This window comes from Agromyces cerinus (genome assembly GCF_016907835.1).
Taxonomy (GTDB): Bacteria; Actinomycetota; Actinomycetes; order Actinomycetales; family Microbacteriaceae; genus Agromyces; species Agromyces nitratus.
Window position 1 is genome coordinate 3,256,579 of the sequence record NZ_JAFBCT010000001.1, and the last position, 21,940, is coordinate 3,278,518.

Genomic DNA, 21,940 nt, shown 5'->3' on the forward strand with positions numbered 1-21,940 from the left:
CGCGGGTGCCCGGCGCTGCGGTGCCCACGCTCAGCGCAGCTGGGCGAAGCTCTCGGCACTCGCCGTCGGCCCGACGACGAGGATGGTGTCGCCGGCGTGCAGCACCGTGTCGGCGTCCGCGTTGCGCCACTGCTCGCCGGCGCGCTTGAACGCCGCGACCGTGACGTCGTGCTCGGTGCGGAGTCCGCTGTCGCCGAGCCGCTTGCCGATGAGGATGACCGGGGCGGCGGCCTTCACGAGGGCGTAGCCGGGCTCGACCTCGATGTAGTCGAGTGCCGCGCCCCGCACGAGGTGCGCGACCCGGCGCCCCATGTCCTTCTCGGGGTAGATCACGTGGTGCACGCCGAGCTGCTCGAGGATGAGGCCGTGGCGGTCGTCGACGACCTTGGCCCAGATCACCGGGATCTTCATGCTGAGCAGCACGGAACAGGTGAGGATCGAGGCCGAGATGTCGTCGCCGATCGCGACAACGACCCGGTCGAACTCGTCGACGGCGAGCTGTCGCAGCGCCTCCTCCTTCGTGGAGTCGGAACGCACCACCTGCGTGAGCCGACCATTGAGCGACTGCACGAGGGTCTCGTCGAGGTCGATGCCGAGCACCTCCGTGCCCCCGGCCATGAGCTCGAGTGCGAGGGCGCTGCCGAACCGGCCGAGCCCGATGACGGCGACCGAATCGGCCTCGGCGATGCGGCGCGACGGGTCGCCGCCGAAGAACGGGAATCTAGCCAATGGCCGGCCTTTCCTTGGGGTACTCGTAGAGCAGCGGTCGCTCGCGCAGCGCGATCGCGCTGCCGAGGGTGAGGGGGCCGAGTCGGCCGATGAACATCAGCAGCACGAGCACGAGCTTGGCCGGGTCGGGCAGACCCGGCGTGACGCCGGTCGAGAGCCCGACCGTGCCGAACGCCGAGATCGCCTCGAAGAGCATGCGGTCGAGGTCTTCGCCGGAGATGAGCATGAGGGCGACCGTCGCCGCCATGACCGCGGCGACCGCGAGCAGCACGACCGTGATCGCCTGCCGGTGCACCGCGCGCGACAGGCGCTTGCCGAAGATGTTGACCGCCCCTTCGCCGCGGAGCTCGGTGAGCATGATGAAGTACAGCACCGCGAAGGTGGTGACCTTGATGCCGCCCGCGGTGCCGGCAGGGCCGCCGCCGATGAGCATCAGCACGTCCATGCCGAGCCACGTCTCGTCGCGCATCGCGCCGATGTCGAGGGCGTTGAACCCCGCGGTTCGGGTCTGCACGGAGTGGAAGAAGCCCGTGAGCACGCGCGCGGCAGGGTCGAGGGCGCCGAGCGTCGCGGGGTTGTTCCACTCGATGACGGTGATGTAGACAGTGCCGGCGACGAGCAGCACGGCGCTGCCCCACAGCACGAGCTTCGTGTTCATCGACCAATGCAGCGGCTTCGTGAACTCCTTGCGCAGCTGCATGATCACGGGGAACCCGAGTCCGCCGAGGATGATCGCGGCGGCGATCGGCAGGCAGATCCAGGGGTCGCTCACGAAGCCCATCAGGTTGTCGCTGTAGAGGGCGAACCCGGCGTTGTTGAACGCGGAGACGGCGTGGAAGGCGCCGTACCAGGCTGCCTGGCCGACGTCGTAGCCGTAGCCGAACACGAATCGCAGGAACAGCAGCACGAAGGTGCCCGCTTCGATCGTGAGCGAGATGAGCACGATGCCCCGCACAAGGCCGCGCACATCGTCGAGCCCGACGGCCTTCGCCTCGGCCATGGTGTTCAGCCGCGAGCGCACCGAGAGCTTGCGCGCGAGCACCAGGCCGATGAGCGAGGCGAAGATCATGATGCCGAGGCCGCCCAGCTGGATCAGCAGCATGATGACGACCTGCCCGAACGGCGTCCAGTACACGAGGGTGTCGACGACCGTGAGCCCCGTCACGCAGACGGCGGAGGTCGCGGTGAACACCGCCTCGATGAATCCCGCGCCACCCGGGCCGGCCTTCGAGATCGGCAGCATGAGCAGGAACGTGCCGACGAGCACCGCAACGGCGAACCCGACCACCACGACCTGCGCGGGGTGCAGCCGGAACTCGCGGAGACGGTGCATCCGCCGACGCAGCCTCGCCGTCTCGCGTGTGGTCACCTCCGTACTCTAGACCTCGGTCAGGCGCCGTCGGAGGCGCGACGTAGGCTCGTCTGGCACATGAAGAACTCCGAGGCATCCGGTACCCGAGCGGGCGAGCGCCACGCCGATCGCGGTGTCGACCGCGAGATCCTGCGCCTCGCCGTGCCCGCACTCGGCGCGCTCATCGCCGAACCGCTCTTCCTCCTCGCCGACACCGCGATGATCGGCCACCTCGGCGCCACGCCCCTGGCCGGACTCGGCCTCGCGAGCGCGGTGCTGCAGACGATCATCGGCCTCATGGTCTTCCTCGCCTACGCGACGACGCCGGCGGTCGCTCGCCGGGTCGGACTCGGCGACGTGCGGGGCGCCGTGGCCTCGGGCATCGACGGGCTGTGGCTCGCACTCGGCATCGGCGTCGTGCTCGCCGTCGCCGGATGGTTCGCGGCACCCGTGCTCGTCGGACTCTTCGGCGCCTCCGAGGCGGTGACGAGCGAGGCATCCGTCTACCTCTCGATCTCCATGGCGGGGCTGCCCGCGATGCTCATCGTGTTCGCGGCCACGGGCCTGCTGCGCGGCCTGCAGGACACGCGAACGCCGCTCTGGGTCGCGGGCATCGGCTTCGCGGTGAACATCGCCCTGAACTACGTCTTCATCTACGTCGCCGGGTGGGGCATCGCCGGCTCGGCCGTCGGCACCGTCGTCGCGCAGTGGGGCATGGTGGCGGTCTACCTCGTCGTCGTCGCGCGGCACGCCGCCCGGGCCGGTGCGAGCCCATGGCCGCATCATGCGGGAGTGCTGCGCGGCGCGGCATCCGGTGGCTGGCTGTTCCTGCGCACGCTGAGCCTGCGGCTCGCGCTGCTGCTCGCGACGTGGGCGGCGACCTCGCTGGGCTCGAACGAGCTCGCGGCCTTCCAGGTCGCGATGACCCTCTACTTCACGATGGGCTTCGCCCTCGACGCCCTCGCCATCGCGGCGCAGGCCCTCGTCGGGCGCGACCTCGGCGCCGGCGACGTGGCCGGGGTGCGCGCGGTGCTTCGGCGCTGCCTGCAGTGGGGCGTCGGCAGCGGGGCCGTGATCGGCGGCCTGCTGCTCGCGACGGCCTGGGTGCTGCCGACGCTCTTCACGAGTTCAGCGGATGTCGCAGCGCTCCTGCCCCCGACGCTCATGGTGCTCGCGCTCTCGGCCCCGCTCGGCGGCATCGTCTTCGTGCTCGACGGCGTGCTCATCGGCGCCGGCGACGCCCGCTACCTCGCATGGACGGGCATCGTGAACCTCGTCGTGTTCGTGCCGCTGGCCCTCTGGGTCGTCGCCATCGCCCCGGCGGGAGCCGCGGGCCCGGCATGGCTCATGGCGGCGTTCGCGATCGGCTACCTCGGCGCGCGGGCGGTCACCCTGGGGCTGCGGGCGCGCAGCGCGGCGTGGATGGTGGTCGGCGCCGGACGCTGAGACCGTGCTCCTCCGCGGAGCGGCTCACGCCCCGCGCTCGGCGCGCCACTCGACGAGCAGTTCGGGCATGCGGCGCTGGATGAAGAGGAAGAAGTCGCTCATCTCGGCGATGCGCTGCGAGGCGAGCGAATCGGGATCGTCGATCGCGGCGACCGCCTTCGATGCGAGCGCCTCGAGGTGGTCGTAGAGCGGATTCTTGCCCATCGTCACCGTGTACCAGGCGTGCTCGGGCAGCTCGTAGAGCACTCGGCGCGAGCCCGGCTGCGACACCCGGCGCACCATGCGCAGGGTCTGCAGGTACCGCACGGCGCCCGAGATCGCGGCGGCGCTCGCGACGAGCTGATCGCTCAGCTCGCGGGCGGTGAGCCCGGTCGACTCGGCGGCGATGAGCGCCATCAGCACTCGCGCCGGCATGCGCGGGAAGCCCGCCTCGGCCATCGCCGCGGCGGACTGCTCGACGAACTCGTGCATCGCCTGTTCGTCTCGCGCCATGCTCCCCATCCTCACAGAACGAGCGGGGCGTCCAGCGGATGCCCCGCGCCCACGTTCACCCGCCGAGTGCCAGATCCCGTCGCCGCACGAGGGCCGTGGCCCCCGCCGCCACGACGACGGCGATGCCGGCCATCACCCATGCTGCGGTCCAGTCGATCGTCTCGGCCGTGACGATCGGCGTGTGGCTGAACGGCGAGATGTCGCGCATCCACTCGGGGAAGCCGAAGAGCCCGCCGAACTGCCCGAGCAGGATCGCGACGAGCAGCACCGTCCACCCGAGGGCGATCGACGCACGCGGCACGAGCGCGAACACGAGGGCGGCGACCGCGACGATCACGAGACAGGCCGGCAGCTGGGCGAGGCCGGCCTCGGCGACGGTCGACATGCGGGCACCGGCATCCGGCGACCCGATGAGACCGACGAAGGCGCCGAGCACCGCGAAGGCGAGCACCGCGGCGACCGAGACGGCGCCGATCAGGAGGTACGCCGAGAACCAGCGGTGGCGCGACACGGGCGCCGCGAGCACGAGCTCGGCGGTGCCGCCGGCTTCGTCCTGCCGGGCGCGCATGATCGCCTGCACCCCGCCGACGGCGGCGAGCACGCCGACGAAGGCGAAGAGTCCCGTCGTGAAGAGGTCGATCAACCCGCCCTCGGCGTTCGGTCCCGCGAGCGACGCGAGGGTGTCGTTGATCGCCTGCCCGGCCTCCTGGCCGTCGGGCGTATTCACGAGGTCCACGACCGTCTGCCCCACGGCGCCGAGGACGAGCCCGAAGAGCGCACCGCCGGCGGTCCAGCCGATGACGGGGTTGCGGAGCGTGCGCCAGACGAGGCCGATCGGACCCGAGAGGCTCAGCGGCGCGTGCAGGCGGCCGGCCCGCTCGGGCACGATGCTCGAGTCGAGGTCGCGGTGCGACTGCAGCCACGCCGAGGCGGCGAAGAGCACTGCACCGAGGCCCACGCAGAGCGCGAGCGGCCAGAGGCGCTGATGCGTGTACGGCGCCACGGCCTGGCCCCAGCCGATGGGGCTCAGCCAGCTCCACCAGCCCGGCTCCATGCTGAGTCCGTCGGGCTGCACCGTGCCGGTGGCATCGCCCATCGCGCGGAAGGCGTAGCCGAGGGTGACGATCGCGGCTGCGAGCCCGTTGGCGCCGCGCGAGGTGCGCATCAGCTGCGCGCACGCGAGCCCGACGCCGAGGTAGGCGATGCCCACGGTCGACATGGCCGCTCCGTAGAGCAGTGCGCCAGAGGCATCCGCGCCGTACGCGAAGGCCACGCCGCCCATGATCGCGCCGACCAGGACGCTCAGGATGACGCCCTCGAGCGCCGTCGCGAGGAGCGGCGCGATGCGCCCGGCGGGCGTCGAGCCGACGAGCTCGGCGCGACCCGCCTCCTCGTCGCCGCGCGTGTGCCGCACGGCGAGGAACGTCATCATCAGGCCGATCATGAGGCCGAGGAAACCGAACAGCAGGAAGAACTGGAACGCGTCGGGGTCGGTGCCCTGCGGAGTGCCGCGGAGCATCAGGATGGCCGGGCTCATGATCACGAGCCTGATGACGCTCGCCCGCTCGGCCTCATCGCCGTAGGTCTCGGTGACGGCGCCCCGGCCGGCGACCTCGAGCAGCACGAAGAGCGCGAGCCACACGATGATCTGCACCCGGTCGCGGCGGAACCGCGCGAGCAGCAGGGTCGGCAGGGTGTTCATCGCACGCCCTCGAGGCTCGATCGGGCGGGCTCGTCGAGCTCGTCGTGGTAGTGCCGCATGAACAGCTCCTCGAGCGAGGGCGGGTTCACGGTGACGCCGCCGGCGCGCAGGCGGCCGAGGGCGGCGAGCACGTCGGGCATGGCGTCGGAGTCGGCGGTGAAGCGCACGCGAGCGCCGTCGACCACGAGGTCGTGCGCGCCCGGGATCGCCGCGAAGCCGGCCGGGTCGAGCCCCTCGCCGGCGAACGAGACCTCGGTGCGGGTGAGGTGGCGGAGCTCGGCGAGCGTGCCCGTCTCGACGGTGCGCCCCGCGCGGATGATGCTCACCCGGTCGCACAGGTGCTCGACCTCGGAGAGGATGTGGCTCGACAGCAGCACGGTCGCGCCGTCGCCGAGGAGCGCCGCGATCTCCTGCCGGAAGACCGCCTCCATGAGCGGGTCGAGGCCCGAGGTGGGTTCGTCGAGGATGTAGAGGTCGGCGGGCGTGGCGAGGGCCGCGATGAGCGCGACCTTCTGCCGGTTGCCCTTCGAGTAGGTGCGACCCTTCTTCGACGGGTCGAACTGGAAGACCTCGGCGAGGTGCTCGCGCCGCGCCGCGTAGGCGCGCTTGTCGGTCGTGCCGCCGCGGAGGCGCGTGAGCAGGTCGATCGACTCCCCGCCCGAGAGGTTCGACCAGAGGTTCACGTCGCCCGGCACGTAGGCGATGCGACGGTGCAGCTCGACGGCGTCGCGCCAGGGGTCGCGGCCGAAGAGCGTCGCGTGGCCGCCGCTGGCCCGGATCAGGCCGAGCAGCACGCGAATGGTGGTGGACTTCCCCGCGCCGTTCGGGCCGAGGAACCCGTGCACCTCGCCGGCCTCGACACTGAGGTCGAGCCCGTCGAGTGCACGCACGCGGCCGAAGCGCTTCTCGAGGCCGCGTGTTTCGATGACGGTGTTCATGAGGCCGACGATACGCTTGGTTCACAAATTTGTGAATCTTCCTAACGGATCCCTAACGGCGACTGCGGCGAGCAGCCTCAGCCAGCGGTGCGCTGCGCCGCCGTCGTGTCGCCGACGTGCAGCGTGCTCGTGAAGCACCGCGACTCGGGCGGCTCGCCCGAGAGCATCTGCACGACGGCCTCGCCGGCCGCGCGCCCCTTCGCGACCGAGGGCTGCGCGAGCGTCGTGAGATCGTGCTGCAGCCCGTCGACCCGGATGCCGTCGAAGCCGAGCACGCTGAGATCGCCCGGCACGTGCATGCCGAGCTCCTCGGCCGCCTGGATCACGCCGGCCGCGAGCAGGTCGCTCTGGGCGATGATCGCGGTCGGGCGGTTCGCCGGGTCTGCGAGCAGCGCCCGCGCCGCCTCGAGCCCCTCCTCGATCGAGCTCGCGCCGGCGGCTCGCCCGGTCGCCGCGGGGAAGATCTCGCGGGCTCCTGCCAGACGCTGGGTCGCCGTCGCCGCAGTGCCCGACTGGAGCAGTTCGTCCGTGAGTGGGCCACGGGTGCGGGCGGCGTCGAAGGGCAGCGTCACGATCGCGACATCCGTGTGCCCCAACTGCCGCAGGTACTCGGCGCCTCGCCTGGTGGCCTGGAGGTTGTCGATCGAGATCTCGGGGATGTCCTCGCCCGTGTCGCCCTCGATGGCCACGGCGGGGATGCCGCGGCGACGCAGCGCCTCGATCGAGACGGCGAGACGGGGGCTGCAGCCGATGAGCACGACCGCGTCGACCGGCGCACTCTCGATGCTCACGGCGCTCTCGCCCGCCACGCCGGTGTCGGTGAGGAGCAGGAGGCCGGCGCCGAGCGGCGCGATGCCCTCGGAGATGCCGTCGAGCATCTGGATCTTCACGGGGTCGAGGAACGCCGCACGCACGCGCTCTTCGAGCACGACGCCGACGATGCCCGATCGTCCGCGGCGGAGCGACCGGGCGCGAGGGTCGGGGCCGGCGTATCCGAGATCGGATGCCGCGGCGAGCACGCGCTCCTTCGTGGCATCCGATACCGGGCCCGAGCCGCTGAAGGCGAGCGAGGCGGTCGACTGCGAGACCCCTGCGCGCGCCGCGACGTCGGCGAGCGTCGGGCGGGAAGCGGCATCGGGCTGCATGCGCCCGAGTCTAGGCCGAATCGATTCGATCGGCGATCTGCGGTTCGCGGAGCGCCCGATGCGCGGCATCCCCTAGGCTCGGCCGCATGTCGAGAACCGCCCTCATCACCGGCGCGAGCTCCGGACTCGGCGCCGAGTTCGCCCGCCAGCTCGCCGCCACCGGAGCCGACCTCGTGCTCGTCGCGCGCGATCGCACCGCCCTCGACGAGCTCGCCGAGCGGATCCGCCGCACGCACGGCGTCGACGTCGAGGTGCTGCGCGCCGACCTGCTGAAGCCGCGTCACCTGAAACTGGTCGTCGAGCGCCTCTCCGACCCCGATCGACCGGTCGACCTGCTCGTCAACAACGCGGGCTTCGGCCTCCCGCTCGACTTCGCGAGCAACGACATCGACGACGAGGTGCGCCATCTCGAACTCCACGTCGAGGTGCCCATGCGCCTCAGCCACGCGGCGCTCCGCGCGATGCTCCCCCGCAAGCGCGGTCGCATCATCAACATCGCGTCGGTCGGTGCGTTCATTCCGCGATCGACATATGGGGCCTGCAAGCGCTGGCTGGTCGTGTTCAGCGAGTGGGCGAACGGCCAGTACGGGCCGCAGGGGGTCACGATGACGGCCGTGTGCCCGGGCTACACGCACACGAACTTCCACGAGCGACTCGGCCTGCCGCCCGGGCAGGAGGGCGTTCCCGGCTGGATGTGGCTCGACGCCCGAACGGTCGTGTCCGAGGCCCTGCGCGACACTGCGCGCGGCAAGGCCGTCTCGGTGCCCTCGCTTCGGTATCGACTGATCGTCGGCCTCGTGCGGTTCGCACCCCGCTCGCTGGGCGCCAGGGTCGGGGCCCGGGGGCGCTGACCCACCCGGCGGGATCGATTCGAGCACGCCGGCAGGTCGTGGTCGGTGCCCGCCGTGCATGCATCGACAAGGGCCCGTCCGCCGTTCGGCAGGACGGGCCCCGTCATCACCGGGTCAGCTGCAGCTGCGCCCGTCGTAGGCGACGCTGCTCGACACGGAAACGCCATCCGACAGGCGGGTCGCGGTCACCTCGACGGCACCCGCCGGCACGCTGCCCGCGCGAGTCGTGCTGGCGAAGCTCGCCCACGTGCCCGGAGCAACCGAGGCGAAGGTCTTCGTGCTGTACGCCGACGTGATCACGACCGAGATCGGAGTGCTCTCCGTGTTCAGCACACGACCGGACAGCGTGACGGTGGATCCGATGCAGCGCGTGACGACCGTCGACTCGACGACCGGCGGCGCCGGCTCGGCCGCAGGCGTCACGGCGGCCGACGCCGACGACACAGGCGATGCGCCCCACCAGTTCTGGGCGACGACGGTGAAGGTGTACGCCGTGCCGTTCGAGAGGCCCGACACGGTCGCACTGGTGTGGTCATCGGGCACCGTGACCGAGGCGCCACCAGGGTGCGCCGTGACGACGTACCGGTGGACCGGGATGATCCCGGGCGACGCCGGCGCCTGCCACGACACGACCGCCTGAGCGTCGCCGGCCACCGCCACGACCTCGCGGGGTTCGCTCGAGGTCGGGCGCGGCAACGTCATGTCGATCGTGCGACTCGGGGTCGACGACGTGACCTGCAGCACAGTCGCCTCATCGAGGGAGACCGGCGTGGCCGAACCCTCCTGCCAGTACCCGGTCAACGAGTCCCCGGCACCCGCACCGTCGACGACGACGCGGTACTCGCCCGGAACGACGTTCTCGAGCGCATATGCGCCGGATGCGCCGATGACGGCGGTGCGGCTCGTGCTGTAGTCGTTGCCGGTTGCCGGGCGGATCCCGACCCTGATGCCCGTCGACGCGCGACCGTCGGGGTCGAGCATCGTGCCGTCGATCACGCGACCGTTCGATTCCAGTTCCATGTCGATGCCGGTGACGCCCGCCCCGTCGACGACGATGGGCGTCGGTGTCGTGCCACCGAAGGCCGAGTGAAGCCCTGCAACGCCGACGCCGACCTGCGCCGTGTAGCTCCCCGACGGAACCGCGATCTGCCACGGGTTGGCGCCGTTCTGCAGAGCGATCGAGGTGGAGATCTCCTGGTCGTTCGCGAGGCTCCTGATGCCCAGGTACGCCGTCGTCTCACGCGACAGGCCGCTGACGGCGACCGTTCCCGACATGGTGGTGCCGCGGATCAGCTCGAGGTCGCCGAGTTCGTACGCACCGCCGTGGGGGAACGTGCGAGCCGCAGGCCCGTATTCTCCCCAGGCCAGCCCGCCGCTCGTCGTGACGTGGGATTGGACGTACGGCGCGACCGGTTCGACCATCACCCGGTAGTAGCTGATGTCGATGTCCCAGCTCAGCGTGAACGTGCCGTCGGATGCCGAGGTCGTCACGGGTGCCGGCTCATCGCCGTAGTACCCCTGGCGTGCGGTCGCGGCCACGCTGACGCCCGCCATCGGCTCGCCGTCACTGCCGACGATGCGCCCGCTGACGGTCGTGACCGAGTCGGCGGCGGTCGCGGTGGCGCTGACTCCACCGGTGACGAGCAGCAGCGCGAGCGCTGCACCGATCGCCCCCGGATGCAGCATCCTTCGCCACCGGATCTCCCCCTGCCGCCTTCGTGCCTTCACAGCCATCGATGTCCCCTTCTCCTCGGCGTGCACGCGCGCAGATGAGCAGCGGCCGGCGACACCGCGCGGCACGATGCGTGCATCCCACCCGAAGTCCGGGAGCGTGCCCACGAACTCTATCGGCCGGGCGCGAGCCCGTTTCAGTTGTCCACATCCCCTGTTCGGCGCGGCAGAACGGGCAGTCGAGACGACGCGGTCAGCGGGGTGCGGCCACCTCGTCGCGAGCAGCCACGAAGGCCGCGACGCAGCGCCGGATCTCGTCTTCGGAGTGCGCCGCCGACAGCTGCACGCGGATGCGCGCGGCCCCGCGGGGCACGACCGGGAAGCTGAACGCCGTGACGTACACCCCGTGCCGCTGCAGGGCGTCGGCCATGCGAGCGGTGAGTGCGGCGTCGCCGAACATCACGGGCACGATCGGGTGCTCGCCGGGCAGCAGGTCGAACGAGGCATCCGTCATCAGTGAACGGAAGAGGGCCGAGTTCGCGCGCAGCCGCGTGCGCAGCTCGCCCGAGGAGGCGAGCAGTTCGAGCGCCTGGATCGTGCCCGCCACGATCGCCGGGGCGAGCGTGTTCGAGAAGAGGTAGGGCCGCGCGCGCTGGCGCAGCAGGTCGACGATCTCCTGGCGGGCGGCGACGTACCCGCCGGATGCCCCGCCGAGCGCCTTGCCGAAGGTGCCGGTCGTGATGTCGACCCGGCCCTCGACGCCGCAGTGCTCGGGCGTGCCCCGGCCGTGCTCGCCGACGAAGCCGACGGCGTGCGAGTCGTCGACGAACACCAGGGCGTCGTACCTGTCGGCGAGATCGCAGATCTCGGCGAGCGGCGCGATGTACCCGTCCATCGAGAAGACGCCGTCGGTCACGATCACCCGGCGGCGGGCATCGGATGCCGCGACCAGCTGCGCCTCGAGGTCGGCGAGGTCGCGGTTCTTGTAGCGGTAGCGCCGGGCCTTCGAGAGGCGGATGCCGTCGATGATCGAAGCGTGGTTCAGCTCGTCGGAGATGATCGCGTCGTCGGCCCCGAAGAGCACCTCGAAGACGCCGCCGTTCGCATCGAAGCACGAGGAGAAGAGGATCGTGTCGTCGTAGCCGAGGAAGTCGGAGACGCGCCGCTCGAGCTCGAGGTGCAGTTCCTGCGTGCCGCAGATGAATCGCACGCTCGCGAGCCCGTAGCCCCAGTCGTCGAGCCCGGCATGCGCCGCCGCGACGATGCGCGGGTCGTTCGCGAGCCCGAGGTAGTTGTTCGCGCAGAAGTTCAGCACCTCGCGGCCGGCCACTTCGATCTCGGACGACTGCGGGCCGTGGATGCCGCGCTCGCGCTTGGTCAGCCCCGCGGCCTCGATCTCGTCGAGCTCCGCGCGCAACTGCTCCTTCACCGTTCCGTACATGTCTACAGCTCCGTCCAGTCGAGGATGACCTTGCCGACGCCGCCCGAGGCGGCCGCATCGAACGCCGCGCGCCAGTCGCGCGCCGGGTAGCGGTCGCTGATGATCGAGGCGACGCGCGAGCGCAGCTGCGGGCTCGTCTGCAGCATCGCGCTCATCGAGTTCCAGGTCTCGAACATCTCGCGCCCGTAGATGCCCTTCATGGTGAGCATGTGGGTGACGACCTTGCCCCAGTCGATCGCGAACGGCTCTGCGGGCAGGCCGAGCAACGCCATGCGGCCGCCGTGGTTCATGTTCTCGATCATCTCGGGCAGCGCCCTCGCCGAACCCGACATCTCGAAGCCGACGTCGAAGCCCTCCCGCATGCCGAGGCGCTCCTGCGCCGACCGCACCCGCTCCTTCGAGACGTCGACGACGGCGTCGGCGCCCATCGAGAGGGCGAGGTCGAGGCGTGCGGGCGAGACATCCGTTGCGACGATGAAGCGGGCGCCGACGTGCCGGGCGACCGCGATCGACATGAGTCCGATCGGCCCGCAGCCGGTGACGAGCACGTCTTCGCCGACGACCGAGAAGGCGAGCGCGGTGTGCACGGCGTTGCCGAACGGGTCGAAGATCGCACCGACCTCGGGCTCGATGTCGGCGTGGTGCACCCAGACGTTCTCACCGGGCAGCACGACGTACTCGGCGAACGCGCCGTCGCGGTGGAGGCCCACGCCCTTCGTGCGGATGCACATCTGGCGGCGCCCGGCGCGGCAGTTGCGGCACATGCCGCAGACGATGTGCCCCTCGCCAGAGACGCGGTCGCCGACGGCGACGTCGTGCACGAGCGGCCCGACCTCGACGACCTCGCCGTAGAACTCGTGGCCGGGGATGAGCGGCGCGGCGATCGTCGACGCGGCCCAGTCGTCCCACTTCTCTATGTGCAGGTCGGTGCCGCAGATGCCGGTGCGCAGCACCCGGATCTTCACGTCGGCGGGGCCCGTCTCGGGCTCCGGCCGATCGACGTACTCCAGGCCGGCGCCGGGTGCAGGTTTGTAGAGGGCCTTCATCGCAAGAAACTCCATTGTTGAGAACATGAACCGCTGGGTGCGGCGGCTCATGCGAGTGGTCCGGTGGATGCGCCGGATGACTCAGCCATCGTACCGGCGATGCTGCGGATGCCTCGGGCTGGTGCAGGGATGCCGCCAGCCCGGGAGCGGGCGCGAAACGCTGTCGGCCGCGGTCCATCGAACGAATTGTAGCGCGTGACGTGTGATATATGACACACTGTCCGCGGTGCAGCGAAGACGCCGCGCCACTCCGGCCGGGGGCCGGAGATCGCACCGGGTCGGGAACCTGCAGTGCCGGGGTCTTCGATCCGCAGCAGATGATTCAGGAGTCGACGATGACCCAACCCATCCGACGACGCGGAACCGGCACAGCCATCGCGCTGTCGCTCGTACTCGCATTCAGCCTCGGCGCCCCGCTGGGGGCCAACGCGGCGGCACCGCCCGATCCGGTGCCGTCGGGCTCCGGCCCGGCGGCCGACACCGGGGGCGCGGCAGCCACGGGTTCCGGCGAAGCGCTCGGGCCCGAGCTCGACTCGGAGCCGGCGGCACCGCTCACGGCGAACACCGAGGTGCACCGCACCGAGGCCGGTGACGAGGTCGCCGTTCCCGACCGGCCGTCGGCCGGAGCAACCGGGGCCTCGGGCGCCCCGTCCGCCCGGCAGGCGGCGGCGGCCGCGGAGTGCAGCACCGCGGGCTTCGCAGCAGCGAGCGGCCAGTCGCTCGTCGACCTGATCGTTGCGAGCCCCATGGACTGCATCAACTCGCTGTTCCTCGTGAAGGGCGCCGACGCCAAGTCGATCTTCGCCGAAGCGCAGATGATCACCGTCGCGAACGCGCTCCGCACCGTCGCCGGCTCCTACCCGGGCGACAACTCCACGTCGGCCGGCCAGCTCGTGCTGTTCCTGCGGGCGGGCTACTACGTGCAGTTCTACGACGCCGAGAACGTGGGCGACTACGGGGCGTCGCTGTCGAACGCCGCGGCCGGGGCGCTCGACGCCTTCTTCGGCAACCCGCGCTCGCGCGATGTCACCGACGCCAACGGCGAGGTGCTCGGCGAGGCCGTCATCCTCATCGACAGCGCCGTGCTCAACGACCGCTACCTCGACGTCGTCGAGCGGCTGCTCACCGAATACGACGCCGAGTACGAGGCGCTGTGGTGGATGCGCAACGCCGTGAACAACGTGTTCACGGTGCTGTTCCGCGGCCACCAGGTGCCCGAGTTCGTCGCCGCCGTGGCCGCGGATCCGTCGATCCTCACCACGCTGCGCGACTTCGCCGTCGCCCACCTCGACCGGCTCGGCGGCGACACCGCCTTCCTGCCGACGAACGCCGGTCGCGAGCTCGCCCGCTTCCTCGGCGACGATTCCGTGCGCGCAGCGGCGAAGCCGCTCGTGACCGACCTGCTCACCCGCACCTCGCTCGACGGACCGACCGCGCAGCTGTGGGTCGCCCTCGGCCAGATGGCGAACTACTACGACCCCGAGGCGTGCGCCGACTACGGCACCTGCGACCTCGGCGAGCGCGTCGCCGAAGCCGTGCTCGTCACCGAGCACGACTGCTCCTCGAGCATCACGATCCGCGCTCAGGAGATCAGCGCCGAGCAGCTCACCGCGAGCTGCTCGAGCCTGCTCGCGCAGGACCGGTACTTCCATGCGGTCGCGAAGGACCCGGGGGCGGTGCCGAACGACGTGAACTCCAGCATCGAGGTGGTCGTGTTCGACTCGAGCAGCGACTACCAGAGCTACGCGGGTGCGATCTTCGGCATCGACACCAACAACGGCGGCATGTACCTCGAGGGCGACCCTTCGGCCGCCGACAACGTCGCGCGGTTCATCGCCTACGAGGCCGAGTGGCTTCGCCCGGCGTTCGCGGTGTGGAACCTCAACCACGAGTACACGCACTACCTCGACGGCCGCTTCAACATGCACGGCGACTTCGAGGAGGGCATGCAGACGCCAACGATCTGGTGGGTCGAGGGTTTCGCGGAGTTCATCTCGTACCACTACCGGGGTGAGGACTACACGGCCGCGCAGGCGGCGGCCGCGCAGGGCACCTACACGCTCAGCCAGCTCTTCGACACGAACTACGACCACGGCCAGGAGCGAGTCTACCGCTGGGGGTACCTCGCCGCGGCGTTCATGCTCAACGAACGCCCCAGCGAGCTGCAGACCATCCTCGGCTCGTACCGCGCCGGCGACTGGGACGCGGCCCGCACCTACATCACCGACACGATCGGCACGCGGTACGACGCCGACTTCGCGGCGTACCTCACCCGATGCGCGGCGGGCGACTGCAGCGACGATCTCGGCGGCGGCACCGACCCGGTCAACCGCGTTCCCGTGGCATCGTTCGCCATCTCGGCCGACGGCCTGGAGGTCGGCTTCACCGACACGTCGACCGACGAGGACGGCACGATCGCCTCGCGCCGCTGGCAGTTCGGCGACGGGCAGGAGTCGACCGAGGCGAACCCGACGATCGCCTTCGCCGCCGCCGGCACGTACTCGGTCACGCTGACGGTGACCGACGACGACGGGGCGACCGGCACGGTCACGCTCCCCGTCACGGTGGCGGACGGCGGCACCCCGGCACTCCCCGAGTGCACGGGCTCCGACCTCCGCCAGCTCGACGACGAGTGCAGTCGATCAGGGCGCTCCGCTGCGCGCGGTGACACCGACGGCCTGTTCATCTGGATTCCGGCGGGCACCGCACAGGTGACCGTCACGACGACCGGCGGCACCGGAGACGCCGACCTCTATTACAACTGCTACGGCTGGGCCGGCGCGAACGCGCACGTCGCGCGCTCGACGACCCCCGGCAGCAACGAGGAGAGCGTCGTGGTGGCCTGGCCGGCAGCCGGGTGGAACTACGTCGGCCTGACCGGGGTCGAGGACTTCGCGGGGGTGACGGTCACCGCCAGCTACTGATCCTTCGACAGGGGCGGCCGTGCTGCCCGGGATTCCCGGGCGGCACGGCCGTCGTCGTGCCGGTTGCGGTTCGCCCTCACGACGGATATCGTTCACTGATCACCGAATCGAATCGATTCGATTCGGGGTTCGAATGGCTCACGACGCCGACTCGACGCACCGACTCGACGCACAGACACGACGCACAGACGCACAGACACGACGACAGAAGCTGAACGATGACCGACCACCTCCGCGCAACCGCCACCACGAACCGCGCACGCCGCGAACTCCTCGCCTGGCGCAATGCGATCTTCGCCATCTTCTTCCTCTCGGGGCTCAGTCTCGCGAGCTGGGTCGCGCGCCTTCCCGAGGTGCGTGACCAGACGGGGCTCAGCACCCAGGGCGTCGGACTCGTGATCCTCGCCGGCTCCATCGCCGCAGTGCTCGGCCTCATCGCCGCTCCCCCGCTCATGGCCCGCTTCGGCGCGCGCACGGGCATGGCGGGCGCGCTCATCGCGGTCTCCCTCGGCCTCGCGTTGATCGGCATCGGCGGTTCGGCGCTGCCGTCCATCCCGCTCATCGTGATCGGGCTCGCGTTCGCCGGCTTCGGCAACGGCGCGGTCGACGTCATGATGAATGTCGAGGGCGCCGAGGCAGAGCGCGAGATCAGCCGCACGCTCATGCCGCTCATGCACGCGTTCTTCTCGTTCGGCACGGTCGCGGGCGCCGGCATGGCGGCCGCGGCGGCGGCGCTCGCCGTCCCGGTCGTCGTGCACCTCTCCGTGATCGGCGCGGGCATCGCGGTCGGAGCGATCGTCGCGGTGCGGTTCGTGCCCAAGCGCAGCGAGCTCGGCGACCCGGCGGCAGCCGATGAGCGAGCGGATGCCGCATCCGCACGCCCGTGGACCGAACGGTTCCGCGACGGCCTCAGGGTCTGGGGCGATGTGCGCCTCCTGCTCATCGGCGTCATCATGCTCGGCATGTCGTTCGCCGAGGGATCGGCGAACGACTGGCTCACGCTCGCGGCGGTCGACGGCCACGGCTTCGACCCGGCCGTGGGCGCCGCGATCTTCACGGTCTTCGCGGTGTCGATGACGACGGCTCGCGTGCTCGGCGGCCCGCTCGTCGACCGCTTCGGCCGGGTCGCGACGCTCCGCGTGCTCGCCGCGACCGGCGTGGTCGGGCTCAGCCTCTTCATCTTCGGCACCGAGATGTGGGTGATCGTCGTCGGCACCGTGCTGTGGGGCATCGGCGCGTCGATGGGCTTCCCGGTCGGCATGTCGGCTGCCGCCGACGTGCCCGATCGCACCCAGGCCGCCGCCCGGGTGAGCGCCGTTGCGATCATCGGCTACTGCGCCTTCCTCGTCGGCCCGCCGTTCATCGGCTTCCTGGGCGAGCACTTCGGGCTGCTGAACGCCCTGCTCGTGATCCTGGCGCTCATGGTCATGGCCGGGCTCGCGGCCCCCGCGGCGCGCGAACGCTCGGGCAAGCCGGGTGCCACGGGCGGCGAGTCAGACGCCCCGGCCGCACAGGCCTGACGCCCGCGTCAGGCCGTCGAACACAACCGCTCGCCGTACACTCGACTGGTGCGTCTCGTCATCGCCCGCTGCTCCGTCGACTACGCCGGACGCCTCGCGGCACATCTCCCGCTCGCCACCCGCCTGCTGATGGTGAAGGGCGACGGCAGCCTCCTCGTGCACTCCGACGGCGGCAGCTACAAACCGCTCAACTGGATGAGCCCGCCGTGCACCCTCACGACGCTCGAGCCCGACGACGACCAGCGTTCTGCCGGCATCGTCGAGCTCTGGAAGGTCGTGCACCAGAAGACGGCCGACCAGCTCACCGTCTCGATCCACGAGGTGCTGCACGACTCGAACCACGAGCTCGGCGTCGACCCCGGCCTGCAGAAGGACGGCGTGGAGGCGCACCTGCAGAAACTGCTCGCCGAGCAGATCGAACTCCTCGGCGACGGTCACCGGCTCGTGCGCCGCGAGTACATGACGGCCATCGGCCCGGTCGACATCCTGGCGACGGATGCCTCGGGCGCCTCGGTCGCCGTCGAGCTCAAGCGCCGCGGCGACATCGACGGCGTCGAGCAGCTGACCCGCTACCTCGAGCTCATGAACCGCGACCCGCACCTCGCGCCCGTGACCGGCGTCTTCGCGGCGCAGGAGATCAAGCCCCAGGCCCGCACCCTTGCGGAGGATCGCGGCATCCGCTGCGTCGTGCTCGACTACGACGCGATGCGCGGCGTCGACAGCGGCGTGCCGACGCTCTTCTGAGCAGCAAAGTCCACAGACCGGTGGCGACCGGCGCCCACCACCCTCGGGAAACCTGAGTGTTGCTCGAACTTTCGCACCCTAGGATGTCACGGTGACCACCGAGCCCCTGACGATCCTCAAGACGACCACACCGACCCGCACCTGGTCGGCGGTGCTGTTCGACCTCGACGGCACGATCGTCGACTCGGCCTCCGACATCACCGGTTCGCTCGCGCACATGTTCACCGAGCTCGGGCTGCCCGTGCCGAGCGACGAGGTGCTGCGCGGCTACGTCGGCCCACCGCTGCTCGACAGCCTGCGCATGACCGCCGGCTTCAACGACGCCGAGGCGTGGGAGGCGCTGAACATCTACCGCGACCACTACGGCGAGCACGTGCTGCGCTCCCCCGTGTTCCCGGGCGTCGCCGGCGTGCTCGAGCGGCTGCACGCCGCCGGCATCCCCGTCGCGCTCGCGACCTCGAAGCCCGAGTCGATGGCCCGCAAGGTGCTCGACCACACCGGCCTCAGCCAGTACTTCACCGTCATCGCGGGCGCGAGCGACGACGAGGAGCGCAGCACGAAGGCCGACGTCGTCGCCGAGGCGCTGCGCCGCCTGCAGGCGCTCGACATCAGCACCGAACACGCGGTGATGGTCGGCGACCGCGGCTACGACACGCTCGGCGCGCTCGCGAACGGCGTGCCGACGATCCTCGTCGAGTGGGGCTACGGCTCCCCCTCCGAAGCCGGCGACGCCATGGCCGTCGTGCACTCCGCCGACCAGCTGCGGAGCCTCCTGCTCGGCTGACGCCGCGTCTCCAGCCGAACGACGGCGTCAGTAACCCGAAGCCACCGGTACGACCTCGACCGTGAACGAGATCGTGTCACCGGTCGCGCCGTTCTCGAGCGTCACCGCGGTCGTTCCGACGGCGGTCGCCGTGAGGCCCGGATTGGACTGCGCGCTCCCGTCGTCACCGCCCGGCGTGAACCGGGCGATCGTCGGATCTTCGATCTCGGCGTCCCAGTCGGCGTACGTCTCGTCGTCACCGGCCAGGTCGATCACGTTGCCGTCGACGACCTCGATCGTCTCGCCGTCGATGTCGTCGAGTTGCACGACGACCGGCGCCGGCAGGGTGTCGGTTCCGGTCGTGCACCCGGCGAGGGCGAGAGCGCCGGCCGCGAGGGCGCACAGCAGCGACACCGAGCGGCGCCCTGCACGGGGCATCCGCTCGCTCGTCCTCGTTCGGTCGACCATCGCGGCACCCCCGCCCCGCGGCGCGGAGCGCCGTCGGATTCAGCGTAGACCGGGCGGATGGCACGCGACAGCCCGGCTCGAACCGTGACGACGGCCGTCCGCATCACTCGATGCGGGCGAGCGGCTCCTCCTCGTCAGCGGTCTCCTCGGGCAGCGGCGGCGCCCAGAACCTGAAGTAGAGGTAGACCGCGATGGCGGCCAGTCCGAAGGTCGCCACGACGACGATCCACAGCCAGAGCGCGCCGCCGAGCTCGCGCCAGTGCCCCTCCCAGGCCGCCACTCCGATGACGAAGATCACGGTGACGGTGAGGTAGAACGCCCCCCAGAGCAGCTTCGAATGGGCGAACAGCAGCTCACCCGAGAGCAGCTTGAACGGCATCAGGTCGATCAGGAGCAGCACGATTCCCTCGGTCGTGATGGCGACGAGCGTCTCGACGACGAGCGCCCCGACGAAGTCGTGCGGCTCGCCGTGAGCCGTCAGCATGCTGAAGCCGACCCATGCCGCCAGACCGAAGACGATGATGATCGACGAGCGGATCGCCACCGCTCGCCAGGCGTACTGCTTCATCGCGGGTTGCGGCATCGAGAGGCCCATCACCAAGCCGATGAGGAAGCCGGGCGAGAACTCGAGGGCACGCGACGCGATCACGCCGAGGAGCGTGAGGATCAGGCCAAGGGGGCGCAGGCTCACCGTCGTCAGGACCGACCAGCGCTGCTTGAGGATGAATCCGGTGAGCCACGTCGAGACGAAGAACACGAAGAACATCGCGATGGCCGCGGCGAGGATGAGCCTGAGCGAGTGATCGTTGAACCCGAAGTGCGGATCGCCGAAGCCGAACAGCACGGCGGTCAGGAGAACGAGCCCGAGGCCCGCGATCGCCGACTCCTTCGTCATCCATGCAGACAGGGCGACGAACCACGCAGGCCGTCGAAAGCGCGCCAGTGGCCCGCTGAAGCGCTCGTACTGCTCCGCGATCGTCGCGTTCAAGAGATGCGCGGGCACGGCAGCCAGGATGATCAGCACGAGGCCGATGGAGAACGCGGAGGCGACCGCCGCGGGATTCGACACGACGTCCTGGATGCGCTGGAGCGCGCCGGTGAGCATGTTCGGCGCGACCTCGCCCTCCGCATGCTCGGCGGGGTGCTCCTCCTCGGCGACGGGCTCGTGTTCGGGCTCCGCCTCCGCGACGGCGGCGGGCGGCGCGGCGGGCCCGGGGCGCGCCTCGGCGGCGACCACGGCGCTCAACGGCACGGCGGCCACCGGAGCCACCCGGCCGTCCACGAATCCGCGGACCGGGGCGGCGGCGACCGGGGCGACGACGGGCGCCACGACCGGCGCGCGCGCGGGCGGGTCGACGGGCGGACTCCCGGGCGGACTGACGATCGTGACGACCGCCTCCTTCTGCGCCGAAGTGATGCCCGCGCCGGACAACGTCACGACGATGCGGTGCTGGCCGGGTTGCACGTCGTGCGGGATCGTCGCCGTGGCCGAGAACCTGCCGTCGCCGCCGACGGTGGCCGTCGCGAGGGTCACCGGGTCGGAGTGCAGCTCGACGAGCACGTTCAGTCCGGGCGGAAGGCCCGCGGCCCTGACGGAGAAGGTGGTGCCCGGCCGGATGGATCTCAGGTCGATGCCGTCGAGGGAGAAGCTCCAGTTCGGGTCCAGCCGGATCGGCGCCGCCACGACGCCGGTCGCCGCACTCGGCGCCGACAGTGCGCCGGCGCGGTACCCCGATGCCGTCTGCTCGCCGCGCGACCGCGTGTTCTCCTCGATCGCGCTGAACGCGGCATCCGCGCCGTTGCGGCCGGCCACGCGGCAGCTCCAGTGCCCCGACTCGTCGATCGGGACGTCGCAGACCCGGTTCCCGGCGGCGGCGGAGACGGTGACCGTGTCGCCGGGCGCACCCGTGCCGCCGAGCGCGACCGAGCCGTCGGCGGCGAGGGCGGCCGTGTCGATCGATGGCGGTGCCGGCACGACGATGTACTCGTCGATCGACAGCTTGCCGGGCGTGTACCCGTGCCCGTTGCCGTGGCTCTGCTCGGTGAGCAGCCGCCAGGCGCCGGCGCCGAGGCCGCTGAACGTGCAGTGCACGGGGGCGGAATGCCGGTCGCTTCGGTCGCTGCCGCAGGCATCGACGACGGCCCCGCCCGACAGCCGGAGGAGACTCACCGCGGCCACATGCGATCCCTTGCCCGGCACCGCGTCGACGGTCACCTCCGCAGGCGCGAAGGCGTACGAGACGACCGGGGGCTTCGGTCCCTGTCCGGTCGCGGACGCCGGGACGGCACTCAGCAGCACGGTGCCGAGGGCCAGCCAGACCGCGGCCACGGCCGATGCGACGGGACGGAGCATTCAGATCCCCCCAGATTCGATGGATCGAAGCGATCGAACGGAAGGGCGCTCAGCCGGGCAGCGCATTGCTGCGGGGATGGCTCGAGAGTATGCCTCGACCGAGATGTGCGCGACCCCCCGCCAGGGGGGCGCGCACCGTCGAGCGGATGCCTCACAGCTCACGCATATCATGACGCATGCTCATGAACAACCGTGCATGAGATCCGCCCCGCACGCAGTGCGAACGCGCATGATCGACGCGAATTCGCAGAGCTGCGCAACAGACATGCGTCGTGGTTCGGAAATGCTCTCCCAGCTCTTCCATAGGCGCCGCCTCGCACGGCAGTATTCCGAGTACGTTCGCCCACCGACGGACG

The 21,940-nt window shown here is 70.9% G+C and carries 17 protein-coding genes; 6 read left to right on the forward strand and 11 right to left on the reverse strand.

Features of this window, described 5'->3' with window-relative positions:
* Positions 1–30 precede the first annotated feature (30 nt).
* Positions 31–729, reverse strand: coding sequence for a potassium channel family protein (locus tag JOE59_RS15185; RefSeq protein ID WP_204461854.1), 699 nt, complete (start codon positions 727–729; stop codon positions 31–33).
* Positions 722–2,062 carry a TrkH family potassium uptake protein gene (locus JOE59_RS15190; protein ID WP_204463429.1) on the reverse strand — a complete coding sequence of 447 codons (1,341 nt, stop codon included), beginning with the start codon at positions 2,060–2,062 and terminating at the stop codon, positions 722–724. Before JOE59_RS15190 ends, JOE59_RS15185 begins: the two co-directional genes overlap by 8 nt.
* Before the next feature lie 96 nt (positions 2,063–2,158).
* Between JOE59_RS15190 and JOE59_RS15195 the strand changes: the two genes are divergently transcribed.
* Positions 2,159–3,526 (forward strand): MATE family efflux transporter, encoded by a 1,368-nt coding sequence (locus JOE59_RS15195; RefSeq protein WP_204461856.1) that lies wholly within the window; start codon positions 2,159–2,161, stop codon positions 3,524–3,526.
* Between the two features lie 24 nt (positions 3,527–3,550).
* Here JOE59_RS15195 and JOE59_RS15200 read toward each other — a convergent pair whose 3' ends face one another.
* The 4 genes from JOE59_RS15200 to JOE59_RS15215 all read right to left on the reverse strand — a co-directional run bounded on the left by JOE59_RS15200 (position 3,551) and on the right by JOE59_RS15215 (position 7,803).
* Entirely contained in the window at positions 3,551–4,018 is a 468-nt protein-coding gene (locus JOE59_RS15200; RefSeq protein WP_179551730.1) for a GbsR/MarR family transcriptional regulator, read from the reverse strand.
* Positions 4,019–4,073: 55 nt separating this feature from the next.
* Complete coding sequence (locus JOE59_RS15205) at positions 4,074–5,720, reverse strand: ABC transporter permease (protein WP_204461858.1); 1,647 nt, start codon at positions 5,718–5,720, stop codon at positions 4,074–4,076.
* Positions 5,717–6,658 (reverse strand): ABC transporter ATP-binding protein, encoded by a 942-nt coding sequence (locus JOE59_RS15210; RefSeq protein ID WP_204461860.1) that lies wholly within the window; start codon positions 6,656–6,658, stop codon positions 5,717–5,719. Before JOE59_RS15210 ends, JOE59_RS15205 begins: the two co-directional genes overlap by 4 nt.
* Before the next feature lie 77 nt (positions 6,659–6,735).
* Positions 6,736–7,803 (reverse strand): LacI family DNA-binding transcriptional regulator, encoded by a 1,068-nt coding sequence (locus JOE59_RS15215; protein ID WP_204461862.1) that lies wholly within the window; start codon positions 7,801–7,803, stop codon positions 6,736–6,738.
* 86 nt (positions 7,804–7,889) lie between these two features.
* On the opposite strand from JOE59_RS15215, the gene JOE59_RS15220 reads away from it, so the two are divergent.
* Positions 7,890–8,654 carry an SDR family NAD(P)-dependent oxidoreductase gene (locus tag JOE59_RS15220; RefSeq protein WP_204461870.1) on the forward strand — a complete coding sequence of 255 codons (765 nt, stop codon included), beginning with the start codon at positions 7,890–7,892 and terminating at the stop codon, positions 8,652–8,654.
* Between the two features lie 114 nt (positions 8,655–8,768).
* On the opposite strand, the gene JOE59_RS15225 is transcribed toward JOE59_RS15220, so the two are convergent.
* From JOE59_RS15225 to tdh, 3 genes are all read right to left on the reverse strand, one after another.
* Positions 8,769–10,340: a fibronectin type III domain-containing protein gene (locus JOE59_RS15225; protein ID WP_204461872.1), complete on the reverse strand. Its 1,572-nt coding sequence runs from the start codon at positions 10,338–10,340 to the stop codon at positions 8,769–8,771.
* Positions 10,341–10,578: 238 nt separating this feature from the next.
* Positions 10,579–11,766, reverse strand: coding sequence for a glycine C-acetyltransferase (locus tag JOE59_RS15230; RefSeq protein ID WP_204461874.1), 1,188 nt, complete (start codon positions 11,764–11,766; stop codon positions 10,579–10,581).
* A 2-nt stretch (positions 11,767–11,768) separates the two neighbouring features.
* Complete coding sequence (gene tdh / locus JOE59_RS15235; RefSeq protein ID WP_204463430.1) at positions 11,769–12,812, reverse strand: L-threonine 3-dehydrogenase; 1,044 nt, start codon at positions 12,810–12,812, stop codon at positions 11,769–11,771.
* Between the two features lie 335 nt (positions 12,813–13,147).
* Here tdh and JOE59_RS15240 point away from each other — a divergent pair, with 335 nt between their 5' ends.
* The 4 genes from JOE59_RS15240 to JOE59_RS15255 all read left to right on the forward strand — a co-directional run bounded on the left by JOE59_RS15240 (position 13,148) and on the right by JOE59_RS15255 (position 18,784).
* Positions 13,148–15,736 (forward strand): collagenase, encoded by a 2,589-nt coding sequence (locus JOE59_RS15240; protein ID WP_204461884.1) that lies wholly within the window; start codon positions 13,148–13,150, stop codon positions 15,734–15,736.
* A gap of 218 nt (positions 15,737–15,954) precedes the next feature.
* Positions 15,955–17,256 (forward strand): MFS transporter, encoded by a 1,302-nt coding sequence (locus JOE59_RS15245; RefSeq protein ID WP_204461886.1) that lies wholly within the window; start codon positions 15,955–15,957, stop codon positions 17,254–17,256.
* 48 nt (positions 17,257–17,304) lie between these two features.
* Complete coding sequence (gene nucS / locus JOE59_RS15250) at positions 17,305–18,000, forward strand: endonuclease NucS (protein ID WP_204461888.1); 696 nt, start codon at positions 17,305–17,307, stop codon at positions 17,998–18,000.
* 91 nt (positions 18,001–18,091) lie between these two features.
* Positions 18,092–18,784, forward strand: coding sequence for an HAD hydrolase-like protein (locus JOE59_RS15255; protein WP_307837089.1), 693 nt, complete (start codon positions 18,092–18,094; stop codon positions 18,782–18,784).
* 27 nt (positions 18,785–18,811) lie between these two features.
* On the opposite strand, the gene JOE59_RS15260 is transcribed toward JOE59_RS15255, so the two are convergent.
* Positions 18,812–19,201: a hypothetical protein gene (locus JOE59_RS15260; RefSeq protein WP_204461890.1), complete on the reverse strand. Its 390-nt coding sequence runs from the start codon at positions 19,199–19,201 to the stop codon at positions 18,812–18,814.
* A gap of 133 nt (positions 19,202–19,334) precedes the next feature.
* Complete coding sequence (locus tag JOE59_RS15265; RefSeq protein WP_204461892.1) at positions 19,335–21,584, reverse strand: hypothetical protein; 2,250 nt, start codon at positions 21,582–21,584, stop codon at positions 19,335–19,337.
* Positions 21,585–21,940 lie beyond the last annotated feature (356 nt).

Coding starts and splice junctions, on each gene's coding strand:
- JOE59_RS15190 (WP_204463429.1), bottom strand. CDS start 2,062: ATGCACCGTCTCCGCGAGTTCCGGCTGCACCCCGCGCAGGTCGTGGTG.
- JOE59_RS15195 (WP_204461856.1), top strand. CDS start 2,159: ATGAAGAACTCCGAGGCATCCGGTACCCGAGCGGGCGAGCGCCACGCC.
- JOE59_RS15200 (WP_179551730.1), bottom strand. CDS start 4,018: ATGGCGCGAGACGAACAGGCGATGCACGAGTTCGTCGAGCAGTCCGCC.
- JOE59_RS15205 (WP_204461858.1), bottom strand. CDS start 5,720: ATGAACACCCTGCCGACCCTGCTGCTCGCGCGGTTCCGCCGCGACCGG.
- JOE59_RS15210 (WP_204461860.1), bottom strand. CDS start 6,658: ATGAACACCGTCATCGAAACACGCGGCCTCGAGAAGCGCTTCGGCCGC.
- JOE59_RS15215 (WP_204461862.1), bottom strand. CDS start 7,803: ATGCAGCCCGATGCCGCTTCCCGCCCGACGCTCGCCGACGTCGCGGCG.
- JOE59_RS15220 (WP_204461870.1), top strand. CDS start 7,890: ATGTCGAGAACCGCCCTCATCACCGGCGCGAGCTCCGGACTCGGCGCC.
- JOE59_RS15225 (WP_204461872.1), bottom strand. CDS start 10,340: ATGCTGCATCCGGGGGCGATCGGTGCAGCGCTCGCGCTGCTGCTCGTC.
- JOE59_RS15230 (WP_204461874.1), bottom strand. CDS start 11,766: ATGTACGGAACGGTGAAGGAGCAGTTGCGCGCGGAGCTCGACGAGATC.
- tdh (WP_204463430.1), bottom strand. CDS start 12,812: ATGAAGGCCCTCTACAAACCTGCACCCGGCGCCGGCCTGGAGTACGTC.
- JOE59_RS15240 (WP_204461884.1), top strand. CDS start 13,148: ATGACCCAACCCATCCGACGACGCGGAACCGGCACAGCCATCGCGCTG.
- JOE59_RS15245 (WP_204461886.1), top strand. CDS start 15,955: ATGACCGACCACCTCCGCGCAACCGCCACCACGAACCGCGCACGCCGC.
- JOE59_RS15260 (WP_204461890.1), bottom strand. CDS start 19,201: ATGCCCCGTGCAGGGCGCCGCTCGGTGTCGCTGCTGTGCGCCCTCGCG.
- JOE59_RS15265 (WP_204461892.1), bottom strand. CDS start 21,584: ATGCTCCGTCCCGTCGCATCGGCCGTGGCCGCGGTCTGGCTGGCCCTC.